The organism is Pseudomonas sp. NFPP12 (assembly GCF_900103205.1).
Classification (GTDB): Bacteria; Pseudomonadota; Gammaproteobacteria; order Pseudomonadales; family Pseudomonadaceae; genus Aquipseudomonas; species Aquipseudomonas protegens.
This window is the reverse complement of record NZ_FMWW01000003.1, coordinates 469551-482077: the sequence shown is the minus strand read 5'-3', so window position 1 is coordinate 482077 and position 12527 is coordinate 469551. Positions and strand designations below refer to the sequence as shown.

Below are 12527 nucleotides of genomic sequence, written 5' to 3'. Positions count from 1 at the left end.
AAAATGATTAGCTTGTGTCCATTGGTAACCGCCCGATCCCCTTCAGGAACTGCTCCCATGCTGCATCCGCGCTTGCTCGGCGAAGACGATATCCCCTTGCTCAAATGGATCGACCGCGCCGAGGTCATCGATGAGTTCTACCGCCTGTGCAACGGGCAATTGAGCCGTTACGCCCAGCATGAAGTGGTGCAGGGCTGGCCGGAGGGCGAGGCCGAGCATGATGCGCTGATCTTGCAGCAGTGTTACCGGCGTGGCGGTTGGCTGTACGGGGTGTTCGACGGCCCGGCGCTGGTGGCCGCGGTGGTGGTGGATTGCCTGCCGATCGCCTGTGCCGGGCTGGATCTGCGGCAATTGAAGTTCCTCCATGTGAGCCAGGCCTATCGCGGCCTTGGCCTGGGCCGGCAGTTGTTTGCGCTGGCCCGGGAGCAGGCCCTGGTCCTGGGGGGGCAGGGCTTGTATGTGTCGGCCACGCCGTCGCGGCATACGGTGGATTTCTACAGGAGCCTGGGCTGCGAACTGCTGGCCGCGCCCGACCCGGAACTGCTGCGCATTGAGCCCGAGGACATCCACCTGTACCTGCGCCTGGCCTAGGCCGCCAGGCGCTTGCGCCAGCTTGGCCAGGCCGCGATGGTCACGGCCCGCAGCAGCCACTCGCAGGGGCCGTACTGGTGGCTGCGCAACCACAGGGTGCTGAGCTGCATCTGCAGCAGGTAGATGGCAACCACCAGCAGCACAATCCACAGCGGCGGCAAATGGTTGACCAGCCCCAGCCCGTAGCCGGTGAACAGCAGCCCCAGAATCAGCGATTGCAGCAGGTAGTTGCTCAGGGACATGCGCCCCAGTGGCGCCAGCCGTCGGCACAGGCGTTGGCCCGGGGCCGAGCCGAAGGCCTTGAGCAGCAGCATGGCGTAGCTGGCCGAGAGCAGTGGTGCGGTCAGTTGGCTGATGCCGTAGCCGAGCACTTCCAGGCCGCCGCCGGGCGCATAGGCCGCCCAGTAGCCGTAGAGCAGGGCGCCACCCAGGCCCAGCGGCAGGCTGATCCTCAGCAGCCGTGCCAGGTGCGGTTCGAAGGCGTAGGGCGCCACCAGCAGCTTGTTGCGCCCCGCCACATAGCCCAGCAGGAACATTGCCAGGGTGCAGGGGCCCTGCAGCAGCCACAGCGCGGAGGCGGTTTCCAGCAGGTGCGAGGCGTTGTAGGCCAGGGTTTGCAGGGCGCTGCCGCTCAGGGCCAGGTCCTTGAGTACCGGCCCGCCCTCGGCGGCGCCGGTGTAGAGGCCGGCCTCCAGCAGGGTGATGCCGAACAGCAGGAACAGCGCCGCCGTGCCGCTGATCAACAGTGCGGCCAGGGCCGCCGCCCAGCGGACCGACAAGCCGCGCAGCATCAGCAGGACCAGCCCCAGCACGGCGTACAGCGAGAGAATTTCGCCATAGAACAGCAGGGCGCCGTGGATCAGGCCGATCACCAGCAAGGCCAGTTGCCGGCGCAACATGCGCGGCACGAAGCGCTCCCCCGAGCGTTCGGCGGAGGTCATCTGCAAGGTGAAGCTATAGCCGAACAGGAACGAGAACAGCAGGTAGAACTTGGTCTCGAAGAACACCGACACCAGCCAGCGAACCAGGTGGTCAAGGCTACTGGCGTAGCCCGGGTTGCTCACCGACGAGGCGTAGTACGGATCGGCGAAGGACCAGATATTCACCGCCAGGATGCCCAGCAGGGCGAAACCGCGCAGGGCGTCCACCTGCTCCAGGCGCGCTGCTTGCGTCGCTCCGGAGGCCGTCATCTGCGGGGTACCGGCAACAGCGGTGGTGAAAGCGGGATACAGCGCATGGAACGGACCTCCGGGGTTGATCGAGCCAGAGGCTCAATTAACCCGATCAGGCCGGGGCGCAGCTATGGGGATTTTGTTAAAAAGCGTCAAGATGCGGGCTCAGCTTCCCGCCTGGGCGGGCGCTGAAGGTTCCAGGCACTGGGCGCCGCTGGCCGGTATCTCATTCTTTTTGCTCCACCAGGTCAGCGGCCAGAGGCTATGCAGGTCACCGCGCTTGAGTGCTTCCTGGTGACAGGCCAGGGCCCTGGGTCTGTCGGTGACGCCCCACTGGCCATCGGCATAGCCACTGCCCAGGTAGTAGAAGGCGCTGCCTGAATCCAGTTCCCTGGCGGTGCGCAGCACCAGCTCTTCGGACTTGCGCGGCTGCTGGCACTGGGTGATCGAGCCATCGCCGACTGGGTCGCAGTAGTACATGGACAGCATCAGCGCCGCCTCGGCATCGGTCTTGGCGTAGGGCAGCAGCAGTTCTTCCGGCTCCCCCGGCTTGAGCGCCGGGGCCATGCCCGAGTAGCCGAGGCTGACCGCCTGCACCGCGGCCTTGGGTGAGCCGTGGCGGGCGGCATCGAGCAGGATGCGTTGCCCGAGCTCGAAGAAGTACGCGGTCAGCGGGTACTGCTCGCGTCCGCCGTAGCCCAGGAACAGGTCAGCCTTGCGCATCTGTCGCTGCAGGGCGCTTTCGCCTGCGGGGGCGTTGTGTGTGAGCAATTCGTCCATGGACCATTGCTCGACGCGCACCAGTTGCCAGCAGGCACCCTGTTCAAAGACGAAGGCTTGCACTACATCGCCCAGGGGATCGTTGACCACCAGGGTATTGCCCTCCCAGAAGGTCTGCAGGCCAGCTTCGGCCTGGGCCTTGGGGGCGAGCAGGGTCAGCAGGTGGTGGGTGTCGCCCGTGAGCTTGTAGCGCGCGGTGACTTCCCGGCCGCGCTCGTCAGTGATCGGCCGTTGCTCGACCAGTGGCATGGCAGTGAATGCCTGCTGCAGTTCCGGGCTGCTGGCAAAGGCCTGGGCAAAGACCTTCAGGTCGCTGGACGGGCAGGCAGGTGCGGCGGCGGCCTGGGCGGCGGCACCGAGCAGCAGGCTCAGGGCGATCAGGTGCAAACAGCGACGGGGGGTGGGCATCGGCAGGGTCATCCGGGGGCGATACAGAACAGGCATGTGGGCAAGCAGGCTCATTGGCTTTGCGGGTCGCAATACAGCACCGAGCTGCCGGGAGTATGGCGGTCTTCGGTGAGCAGCGGGCGTCCCCGGCCATCACCGAAGAAGGCGGTTCCCAGGCGCTGGCGCACGCTGTCGACACTGTCCTTGAGGTACAGGGCGTGGACCGAGAACGGCCCGCGATAGGGAATCATCACCGCGCTGACTGCCAGGCCGTGGTACTGGTCGTCGACGCAATAGCGGGCGGCTTCGTCCAGCTCGCAGGGCTGCAGTTGGCGTTCGCTGAAGTACGCGCCCCGGGGCTGGTGGTCGCTGGCGTCCAGGTAGACGTTTTCCATGGAGCAGTCGGCAAGCCCGGCGAACTGCTGCTCCAGGCTCATGGCCAGGCAGGGGCGGCCCATGATCAGCAGCACAAGCGCCAGCCAGAGGCGCGCAATTGGGGTGTTTCTACTGGGCATGCAACTGCTCCCTGGGCAGGCACAGCCGGCACAGACCCTGCGCCAGCCAGATCGCCAGCAATGGCGGCACGGTCATCAGGAAGCAATAGACGTAGCCGCGTATCGGATGGTCGGGAAACATTGCCCAGGCGGTGAACAGCGCCAGGATGCCGATCAGGACCAGCTTGACCTTGAGCTGGGGCACCAGGACCTGCAGGAAGCTGACGACGATCAGCAGTTGCAGCAGCAGTTCCACCATCATCCCCAGACCGAAGCCCTTGGCGAGAGCGCCGAAGTGGCTGCGGTACACCGGTATGCCCCAGACATGGGCGTAGTAGAACAGCAGCGGTGGCAGGCAATGGGGCACCAGGCCGGTGAGGATTCGCGTCACCTGATAACGGCTGGCAGCGTCCAGGCTCATGGGCGGCACTCGCAGACGGTGGCGGGGTTGTCACGGGGCATGGGCGCATCCTTGCTGCCGGAAGGTATGGGGTGAGCCCGGGCAGTGGTGCCGGTGCTTTTCAGGAGGCGGATAGTGCCGTAACTCGGGGCGCCAATCCAGTGGGGTGACGCCGGTGTTCCAGGCCGGGCAAAGCAACATTCAGAAGCACTATCGCCGCATCGACCCGGGCACTTCTCTCTAGGCTTACAGCCTTATGTGTCGACATGACACCTATTTTCCGGAGGCAGCAGATGAACACCCGTGGATTGCTCGATCAATTACTCAGGTCCGGCCAGGAAATGCTGCAGAACAAGGCAGGCGCAGCGCCGGCGGAGCACGGCAAGGGCTCGCAGGGCGGCCTCGGCGGCTTGCTCGGTGGCCAGTCCGGCGGCCTCGGTGGGCTGCTTTCCGGTGCCGGTGGCGGTGCCTTGGCAGCCGGGGCCATGGGCCTGCTGCTGGGCAACAAGAAGGCCCGCAAGTACGGCGGCAAGGCCCTGACCTACGGCGGTCTCGCGGCCCTCGGCGTGCTGGCCTACAAAGCCTACGGCAACTGGCAGGCGCAGCAGGGCGCCGCCCCGCGCAACGAACCCCAGACCCTGGACCGCCTGCCGGCGCAGCAGGTGGAGTTGCACAGCCAGGCGATCCTCAAGGCCCTGGTGGCGGCGGCCAAGGCCGACGGCCATGTGGACGAGCGCGAGCGGGCGCTGATCGAGGGCGAGTTCCGCAAGCTGGACAACGACCCGCAATTGCAGCAGTGGCTGCACAGTGAACTGAACAAGCCCCTGGACCCGGCGGATGTCGCGCGGGCCGCGAGCACGCCGGAAATGGCCGCGGAAATGTACCTGGCCAGCGTGATGCTGGTGGATGAAGAGCACTTCATGGAAAAAGCCTACCTGGACGAGCTGGCGCGCCAGTTGCAACTGGCGCCGGGGCTCAAGGCCGAACTGGAGAACCAGGTGCGCCAGAACGCCCTCTGAAGCGGCGTTGGGAGTGCCGTTCGCCAGGGATGGCGGTTCTGCCGGGTGGATTTGCCGAATTGCCTTGGCCGGGATGATGAAAAACGCCGCTCAGCCGCCATCCAGAGCGGGTGCACAAATTTATCGAAAGTGCCAACCGTGGTGCTAAACCACCCATAAAACCTGCATCGTCCTCGGCTATACTCCCCACATTTTTGAATGGCCTCGAGGACTGACTGTGAAGAACTGGACGTTGCGCCAACGCATTTTGGCGAGCTTTGCGGTGATTATCGCCATCATGCTGTTGATGGTCGTCGTCTCGTACTCGCGGCTGTTGAAGATCGAATCCGGTGAGGAGCGCATGCGCAATGACGCGGTGCCCGGGGTCTATTTCAGTTCGATGATCCGCAGCGCCTGGGTCGACAGCTACCTGCAGACCCAGGAAATCATCGGCCTCAAGCAGAATGAGGACATCAGTGCCGAGGACAAGGCGGACTTCAAGGCCTTCGAAGAACGCCTGCAGACCCAGATGACCAATTACAAGCAGACCATCAACAGCCGCGAGGACCAGAGCGAGTTCGATGCCTTCGAGAAGGATCTTCAAGATTTCAACCGCATCCAGGCCGCCGTGCTCGATCTGCACCAGCGTCGCCAGGAAGCCGAGGCAATCCGCCTGTTCAATGAGCAACTGACCCCGGCCTGGACCGCCGGGCGGATGAAACTCAACGACATCATCAGCGAAAACAAGGCCGTGGCCGACTCCGCCACCGCCGCCATCGACGATGCAGTGGCCGCGGCCAAGGTCAGCATGGGCGTGTCGTTGCTGCTGGCGGTGCTGGCTGCCGGGCTCTGCGGCCTGCTGCTGATGCGCGCAATCATGGCGCCGATGAACCGCATCGTGAGCATTCTGGAAATCATGCGCACCGGTGACCTGAGCGGCCGCCTGAACCTGGACCGCAAGGACGAGTTCGGCGCCGTGGAAACCGGCTTCAACGACATGATGACCGAGCTCACCGCCCTGGTGTCCCAGGCCCAGCGCTCCTCGGTGCAGGTCACCACCTCGGTGACCGAGATCGCCGCCACCTCCAAGCAGCAACAGGCCACCGCCACCGAGACGGCCGCCACCACCACGGAAATCGGCGCCACCTCGCGGGAGATCGCCGCGACCTCCCGGGACCTGGTGCGCACCATGACCGAAGTGTCCAGCGCCGCCGACCAGGCCTCGGTGCTTGCCGGCTCTGGCCAGCAGGGCCTGGCGCGCATGGAAGACACCATGCACTCGGTGATGGGCGCGGCAGACCTGGTGAACGCCAAGCTGGCGATCCTCAACGAGAAGGCCGGCAACATCAACCAGGTGGTGGTGACCATCGTCAAGGTCGCCGACCAGACCAACCTGCTGTCGCTCAACGCCGCCATCGAGGCCGAGAAGGCCGGCGAGTACGGCCGCGGTTTTGCCGTGGTCGCCACTGAAGTGCGGCGCCTGGCGGATCAGACCGCAGTGGCTACCTATGACATCGAGCAGATGGTCCGTGAGATCCAGTCGGCGGTGTCGGCGGGGGTCATGGGCATGGACAAGTTTTCCGAGGAAGTGCGCCGCGGCATGGCCGAGGTGCAGCAGGTGGGTGAACAGCTGTCGCAGATCATCCATCAGGTCCAGGCCCTGGCTCCGCGGGTGCTGATGGTCAATGAGGGCATGCAGGCCCAGGCCACAGGTGCCGAGCAGATCAACCATGCCCTGGTGCAACTGGGGGATGCCAGCAGCCAGACCGTCGAGTCCCTGCGCCAGGCCAGCTTTGCCATTGATGAGCTGAGCCAGGTGGCGGTGGGGCTGCGCAGCGGCGTTTCGCGTTTCAAAGTCTGATGGATGAGCTCGCGCACAAGCGCAACGGCGCAATTGACGCCAAGAATGCTCTGTTCCTGGTGTTCCGCATCGGCCAGGAGCGCTATGCGCTGCAGGCCGTGGATGTGGTGGAGGTGTTGCCGCGCCTGCAGCTCAAGCCCATTGCCCAGGCGCCGTCGTGGGTGGCCGGGGTGTTTGCCTATCGCGGCGTGGTGGTGCCAGTCATCGACCTGTGCGAGCTGACCTTCGGCCGCCCGGCGCAGTTGCGCACCAGTACCCGACTGGTGCTGGTGCACTACCGTGGCGATGCCGGGCAGCCGGCGCGGATTCTCGGGCTGTTGCTGGAACAGGCCAACGACACCCTGCGCTGCGACCCGGCGCAGTTCCAGCCCTATGGCCTGGACAACCGCCAGGCGCCATACCTGGGGCCGGTGCGCGAAGACGCCCAGGGCCTGCTGCAATGGGTGCGGGTCGACGACCTGCTGCCTCTCAAGGTGCGTGAGCTGCTGTTTCCCGCCGTGCCCCTGGATCCGGCATCGCTTGAGGAGCCTCGATGAGCGAGGAGCAACGATTTTTCGATTTCCTCAAGGAACGTATCGGCCTGGATGTCGCCTCCGTGGGGCCGGCGATCATCGAGCGCGCGGTACGCCAGCGCTGCAATGCCCTGTATGCCCGCAGCAGCGATGAGTACTGGCAGAAACTGCAAGGCTCGCGGGATGAGCAGCAGGCCCTGATCGAAGCGGTGATCGTTCCGGAAACCTGGTTTTTCCGCTATCCGGAATCCTTCGCTACCCTGGTCAAGCTGGCCAAGGCGCGGCTGGCGCAGATCAAGGGCATGCGAGCCCTGCGCCTGTTGAGCCTGCCGTGCTCCACCGGCGAGGAGCCCTATTCCATCGCCATGGCCCTGCTCGATGGCGGCCTGGCGCCGCATCAGTTCAAGGTCGACGGCCTGGACGTCAGCCCATTGTCGGTGGAGCGGGCCAAGGCTGCGCTGTACGGCAAGAATTCCTTTCGTGGCCAGCCCATCGAGTTTCGCGAGCGGTATTTCAACCCTGAAGAAGGCGAGCGCTATCGCCTGAGCGAGCGGGTTCGTGAGCAGGTGCGGTTGCAGGTGGGCAATGTCCTGGATCCGGGCTTGCTGGCCAGTGAACCAGCCTTCGATTTCGTGTTCTGCCGCAACCTGCTGATCTATTTTGACCAGCCGACCCAGCGCCAGGTGTTCGAGGTGCTCAAGCGCCTGACCCATGAAGAGGGCGTGCTGTTCATCGGCCCCGCCGAAGGCAGCCTCCTGGGCCGCCTGGGCATGCGCTCCATCGGCATCCCGCAGTCCTTCGCCTTCAGCCGCCACCATGAGCCCGAGCCGGCCCCGGTGGCGCTGCCGCAACCCTTGCCGCTGCCGGTTCCCGTGCGCAGCGTGGTGCCCCCGGCGCCGCGCCCACGGCCGTTCGCCAGGCGCCCGGTAGCGGCGCCGTTGAGCGACGGCGCGCGGATGGAAAGCGATGCCGCCAGCCTGCTGGCCACCATTGCCGCCCTGGCCAACGAGGGCAAGAGCGCCGAGGCCCGTGCCGCCTGCGAGCGTTATTTGCAGCAGCACGAGCCGGTGGCCCAGGTGTTCTACTGGCTGGGCCTGCTCAGTGATGTGGCCGGCAACGCCATGGAAGCCCAGGGTTACTACCGCAAGGCCCTGTACCTGGCGCCCCAGCACCCCGAAGCCCTGGCGCACTTGGGCGCGCTGCTGGCTTCCCAGGGTGATGTGGCCGGGGCCCAACGATTGCAGGAGCGCGCGGCCCGCAGCGTTCGCTCTGCCGACAGTGAGTTGAAACGATGAGCCATCCCTATTCATTGGACGTCACCCGTGAAGATGCGCAGGCCATCGATGATTGCTGGAACCGCATCGGTATCCATGGCGACAAGTCCTGCCCGTTGCTGGCCGAGCACATTCATTGCCGCAACTGCTCGGTGTATTCGGCCGCCGCCACCCGCCTGCTGGACCGCTATTCGTTGCGCCAGGAGGACCGCGAGCATTCGGTGGTGCTGGAGGCCGACAGCGATGTGGTCACTCGCTCGCTGCTGATGTTCCGCCTCGGCGAAGAGTGGCTGGGCCTGCCGACCCGCTGCCTGCTGGAAGTGGCACCGCAGCAGGCGATTCATTCCTTGCCGCACCAGCGTTCGCGCGCCCTGCTGGGGGTGGCCAATGTCCGCGGGGCGCTGGTGGCCTGCCTGTCGCTGACCGAGCTTCTGGGGCTGGATCCTTCCCCGGCCGCGCCGGCAGGAGGACGGGTGATGCCGCGCATGCTGATCATCGGCGCCGCCGGAGGCCCGGTGGTGGTGCCGGTGGACGAAGTGCACGGCATCCACGCCATCGACGAGCGCATCCTCAACGGCGCCTCGGCCTCCGGCGAGCAGGCCAATGCCAAGTACACCCGTGGCGTGTTGCAATGGCAGGGGCGCAGCCTGCGCCTGCTGGACGAAGAGCAATTGCTCGCGGCCGTGACCCGGAGCCTGACATGACCCCCGATCAGATGCGCGACGCCTCGCTGCTGGAGCTGTTCAGCCTGGAAGCCGAAGCCCAGACCCAGGTGCTCAGCACCGGGCTGCTGGCCCTGGAGCGCAACCCGACCCAGGCCGACCAGCTGGAAGCCTGCATGCGCGCAGCCCATTCCCTCAAGGGCGCGGCGCGGATTGTCGGGGTCGATGCCGGAGTCAGCGTTGCCCACGTGATGGAAGACTGCCTGGTGAGCGCCCAGGAAGGGCGGCTGTACCTGCAGCCCGAGCATATCGATGCCCTGCTGCAGGGCACCGACCTGCTGATGCGCATCGCCACCCCGGGCGGTGCGGAGCTGGTCGCCGCGGACATCCCGTTGTACGTGGCCCTGATGGAGCGCCTGTTGACCCCAGGGGCCGCGATGCCGGCGGCGCAAATGCCGGAACCGCCAGTGCCGGAGCTGCCAATCGCACAACCGCAAGCCCCGGTGCAAGCCCATGGAGCGCTCCTGGGCGAGCCCGAGGCCGAACCCGTGCTGCTGGCTGCCAGCGAACCCGTCCATGAGCCCGCTCGCCCGGGCAAGCGCATGACCGAAGGCGGCGAGCGGGTGCTGCGGGTCACGGCCGAGCGTCTCAACAGCCTGCTGGACCTGTCGAGCAAATCCCTGGTGGAAACCCAGCGACTCAAGCCCTACCTGGCCACCTTGCAGCGCCTGCGGCGGATCCAGAGCAACAGCCTGACCGCCCTGGAAAACCTCAACCTGCACCTCAAGGAACATGCCTTGAGCCTGGAGGCTCAGGAGGCCCTGGCGGATGCGCGGCGCCTGCTGGCCGAATCCCAGCAGTTGCTGGCGGAGAAAACCGCCGAGCTCGACGAATTCGGCTGGCAGGCCAGCCAGCGCGCCCAGGTGCTCTACGACACCGCGCTGGCCTGCCGCATGCGGCCCTTTGCCGACGTACTCACCGGCCAGGTGCGCATGGTTCGCGACCTGGGTCGCAGCCTGGGCAAGCAGGTACGCCTGGAGATCGAGGGGGAGAAGACCCAGGTCGACCGCGATGTGCTGGAGAAACTCGAAGCGCCGTTGACCCACTTGCTGCGCAACGCCGTCGATCACGGCATCGAACTGCCGGAGCAGCGCCTGCTGGCGAGCAAGCCGGCGGAAGGGGTGATTCGCCTGCGGGCATCCCACCAGGCTGGTCTGCTGGTGCTGGAACTCAGTGACGACGGCAATGGGGTCGATCTGGAGCGTTTGCGCCAGAGCATTGTCGAGCGCCAGTTGTCGCCGGCGCAGACCGCGGCCCAGCTCAGTGAGGAAGAGTTGCTGACCTTCCTGTTCCTGCCGGGCTTCAGCCTGCGGGACAAGGTCACCGAGGTCTCCGGTCGCGGCGTCGGCCTGGATGCGGTGCAGCACATGGTGCGTCAGCTGCGCGGGGCGGTGGTGCTGGAACAGGACACTGGCCAGGGCAGCCGTTTCCACCTGGAGGTGCCGCTGACCCTGTCGGTGGTACGCAGCCTGGTGGTGGAGGTCGGCGACGAGGCCTACGCCTTCCCGCTGGCCCATATCGAACGCATGTGCGACCTGGAGCCCGAGGCCATCGTCCAGGTGGAAGGGCGCCAGCATTTCTGGCACGAAGGCCGGCATGTCGGCCTGGTCGCCGCCAGCCAGTTGCTGCAGCGGCCGGCAACCCAGGAAAGCGCGCCAACTCTGAAAGTGGTGGTGATCCGCGAGCGCGATGCGGTGTACGGGATCGCCGTGGAGCGTTTCATCGGCGAGCGCACCCTGGTAGTGCTGCCGCTGGACGACCGCCTGGGCAAGATTCAGGACATCTCCGCCGGAGCCCTGCTCGATGACGGCCGGGTGGCGCTGATCGTGGATGTCGAGGACATGCTGCGCTCGGTGGACAAACTGCTCAATACCGGGCGTCTGGAGCGCATTGCGCGCAACCATCAGCAGCACGCACAGGCCGCGCGCAAGCGTATTCTGGTGGTGGACGATTCGCTGAGGGTGCGTGAATTGCAACGCAAGCTGCTGATCAACCGCGGTTACGACGTGGCGGTGGCAGTGGATGGCATGGATGGCTGGAATGCCTTGCGTTCGGAAAGCTTCGACCTGTTGATCACCGACATCGACATGCCGCGAATGGATGGAATTGAATTGGTCACACTCTTGCGTCGTGACAATCGCCTGCAGTCCCTGCCGGTGATGGTGGTGTCCTACAAGGACCGTGAGGAAGATCGGCGTCGTGGACTGGATGCCGGTGCCGACTATTATCTAGCCAAAGCCAGTTTCCATGACGACGCCCTGCTGGATGCAGTGGTGGAACTGATTGGAGGAGCGCGGGCATGAAGATAGCGATAGTCAATGACATGCCCATGGCCGTGGAGGCCCTGCGCCGTGCCCTGGCCTTCGACCCCAGCCACGAGGTGGTGTGGGTCGCCACCAATGGTGCGGAAGCTGTGAAGTACTGTGCCGAACTGACCCCGGACCTGATTCTCATGGACCTGATCATGCCGGTGATGGATGGCGTCGAGGCCACGCGGCGGATCATGGCCGAGTCGCCGTGCGCCATCGTGATCGTCACCGTCGATCGCCAGCAGAATGTGCACCGGGTGTTCGAAGCCATGGGCCACGGCGCGCTGGATGTGGTGGACACCCCGGCCCTGGGCGCGGGCAATGCCCAGGAAGCGGCGGCGCCACTGTTGCGCAAGATCCTCAATATCGGTTGGCTGATCGGCCAGCGCGGCAGCCGGGTGCGTTCCGCGCCCCAGCCACTGCGCAGCGGTGCGCCACGCCAGAGCCTGGTGGCCATTGGCTCCTCCGCGGGTGGGCCGGCGGCTCTGGAAGTGTTGCTCAAGGGCTTGCCAAAGGACTTTGCCGCCGCCATCGTGCTGGTCCAGCACGTTGATCAGGTGTTTGCCGCAGGCATGGCCGAATGGCTCAGCAGTGCCTCCGGCCTGGAGGTGCGCCTGGCCCGGGAAGGCGAGCCGCCGCAAAGCGGCAAGGTCCTGCTGGCGGGCACCAACCATCATATCCGTCTGTTGAAGAACGGCACCCTGGCCTATACCGCCGAGCCGGTGAACGAGATCTACCGGCCCTCCATCGATGTGTTTTTCGAGAGCGTTGCCAGTTTCTGGAATGGCGATGCGGTGGGGGTGCTGCTGACCGGCATGGGCCGTGACGGCGCCCAGGGCTTGAAGCTGATGCGTGATCAGGGTTATCTGACCATCGCCCAGGACCAGAACAGCAGTGCGGTGTATGGCATGCCCAAGGCGGCCGCTGCCATCGGCGCCGCCTCAGAGATTCGCCCGCTGGACAAGATCGCTCCACGTTTGCTGGAGATATTTGCCAAATGACTGATAAACGCAGCTGTCCTGGCCAG

Annotated in this window: 12 protein-coding genes; 8 read left to right on the top strand and 4 right to left on the bottom strand. The window is 65.6% G+C overall.

Annotated elements, in window-relative coordinates:
• Positions 1-57 precede the first annotated feature (57 nt).
• Positions 58-591, top strand: a complete 534-nt coding sequence (locus tag BLS75_RS15060; RefSeq protein ID WP_072451193.1) for a GNAT family N-acetyltransferase — start codon at positions 58-60, stop codon at positions 589-591.
• Here the strand turns inward: BLS75_RS15060 and BLS75_RS15055 are convergent.
• From BLS75_RS15055 to BLS75_RS15040, 4 genes are all read right to left on the bottom strand, one after another.
• Positions 588-1781, bottom strand: coding sequence for a DUF418 domain-containing protein (locus BLS75_RS15055; RefSeq protein WP_072451192.1), 1194 nt, complete (start codon positions 1779-1781; stop codon positions 588-590). The two genes, BLS75_RS15060 and BLS75_RS15055, sit on opposite strands and share 4 nt — an antisense overlap.
• A gap of 147 nt (positions 1782-1928) precedes the next feature.
• Entirely contained in the window at positions 1929-2951 is a 1023-nt protein-coding gene (locus BLS75_RS15050) for a hypothetical protein (RefSeq protein WP_239690669.1), read from the bottom strand.
• A gap of 50 nt (positions 2952-3001) precedes the next feature.
• Complete coding sequence (locus tag BLS75_RS15045) at positions 3002-3445, bottom strand: hypothetical protein (protein ID WP_072451190.1); 444 nt, start codon at positions 3443-3445, stop codon at positions 3002-3004.
• Positions 3435-3845 (bottom strand): hypothetical protein, encoded by a 411-nt coding sequence (locus tag BLS75_RS15040; RefSeq protein ID WP_072451189.1) that lies wholly within the window; start codon positions 3843-3845, stop codon positions 3435-3437. The genes BLS75_RS15045 and BLS75_RS15040 overlap by 11 nt, the downstream gene beginning before the upstream one ends.
• A 272-nt stretch (positions 3846-4117) precedes the next feature.
• On the opposite strand from BLS75_RS15040, the gene BLS75_RS15035 reads away from it, so the two are divergent.
• The 7 genes from BLS75_RS15035 (at position 4118) to BLS75_RS15005 (ending at position 12501) form a co-directional block, all read left to right on the top strand.
• Positions 4118-4843 carry a tellurite resistance TerB family protein gene (locus tag BLS75_RS15035; protein WP_072451188.1) on the top strand — a complete coding sequence of 242 codons (726 nt, stop codon included), beginning with the start codon at positions 4118-4120 and terminating at the stop codon, positions 4841-4843.
• 217 nt (positions 4844-5060) lie between these two features.
• Complete coding sequence (locus BLS75_RS15030) at positions 5061-6683, top strand: methyl-accepting chemotaxis protein (RefSeq protein WP_072451187.1); 1623 nt, start codon at positions 5061-5063, stop codon at positions 6681-6683.
• Positions 6683-7219 (top strand): chemotaxis protein CheW, encoded by a 537-nt coding sequence (locus tag BLS75_RS15025; protein WP_072451186.1) that lies wholly within the window; start codon positions 6683-6685, stop codon positions 7217-7219. Before BLS75_RS15030 ends, BLS75_RS15025 begins: the two co-directional genes overlap by 1 nt.
• Entirely contained in the window at positions 7216-8490 is a 1275-nt protein-coding gene (locus tag BLS75_RS15020; protein WP_072451185.1) for a CheR family methyltransferase, read from the top strand. Before BLS75_RS15025 ends, BLS75_RS15020 begins: the two co-directional genes overlap by 4 nt.
• Complete coding sequence (locus BLS75_RS15015; protein WP_015634305.1) at positions 8487-9173, top strand: chemotaxis protein CheW; 687 nt, start codon at positions 8487-8489, stop codon at positions 9171-9173. Before BLS75_RS15020 ends, BLS75_RS15015 begins: the two co-directional genes overlap by 4 nt.
• Complete coding sequence (locus BLS75_RS15010) at positions 9170-11494, top strand: hybrid sensor histidine kinase/response regulator (protein ID WP_092214924.1); 2325 nt, start codon at positions 9170-9172, stop codon at positions 11492-11494. The genes BLS75_RS15015 and BLS75_RS15010 overlap by 4 nt, the downstream gene beginning before the upstream one ends.
• Positions 11491-12501 (top strand): chemotaxis response regulator protein-glutamate methylesterase, encoded by a 1011-nt coding sequence (locus tag BLS75_RS15005; RefSeq protein ID WP_011059482.1) that lies wholly within the window; start codon positions 11491-11493, stop codon positions 12499-12501. Before BLS75_RS15010 ends, BLS75_RS15005 begins: the two co-directional genes overlap by 4 nt.
• The last annotated feature ends 26 nt before the right edge of the window (positions 12502-12527 follow it).

Excerpts from the sequence above, each read along its gene's own strand:
- BLS75_RS15005 (WP_011059482.1), top strand. The coding sequence starts at position 11,491 with ATGAAGATAGCGATAGTCAATGACATGCCCATGGCCGTGGAGGCCCTG.
- BLS75_RS15015 (WP_015634305.1), top strand. The coding sequence starts at position 8,487 with ATGAGCCATCCCTATTCATTGGACGTCACCCGTGAAGATGCGCAGGCC.
- BLS75_RS15035 (WP_072451188.1), top strand. The coding sequence starts at position 4,118 with ATGAACACCCGTGGATTGCTCGATCAATTACTCAGGTCCGGCCAGGAA.
- BLS75_RS15055 (WP_072451192.1), bottom strand. The coding sequence starts at position 1,781 with ATGACGGCCTCCGGAGCGACGCAAGCAGCGCGCCTGGAGCAGGTGGAC.
- BLS75_RS15050 (WP_239690669.1), bottom strand. The coding sequence starts at position 2,951 with ATGCCCACCCCCCGTCGCTGTTTGCACCTGATCGCCCTGAGCCTGCTG.
- BLS75_RS15010 (WP_092214924.1), top strand. The coding sequence starts at position 9,170 with ATGACCCCCGATCAGATGCGCGACGCCTCGCTGCTGGAGCTGTTCAGC.
- BLS75_RS15040 (WP_072451189.1), bottom strand. The coding sequence starts at position 3,845 with ATGAGCCTGGACGCTGCCAGCCGTTATCAGGTGACGCGAATCCTCACC.
- BLS75_RS15025 (WP_072451186.1), top strand. The coding sequence starts at position 6,683 with ATGGATGAGCTCGCGCACAAGCGCAACGGCGCAATTGACGCCAAGAAT.
- BLS75_RS15020 (WP_072451185.1), top strand. The coding sequence starts at position 7,216 with ATGAGCGAGGAGCAACGATTTTTCGATTTCCTCAAGGAACGTATCGGC.
- BLS75_RS15045 (WP_072451190.1), bottom strand. The coding sequence starts at position 3,445 with ATGCCCAGTAGAAACACCCCAATTGCGCGCCTCTGGCTGGCGCTTGTG.
- BLS75_RS15060 (WP_072451193.1), top strand. The coding sequence starts at position 58 with ATGCTGCATCCGCGCTTGCTCGGCGAAGACGATATCCCCTTGCTCAAA.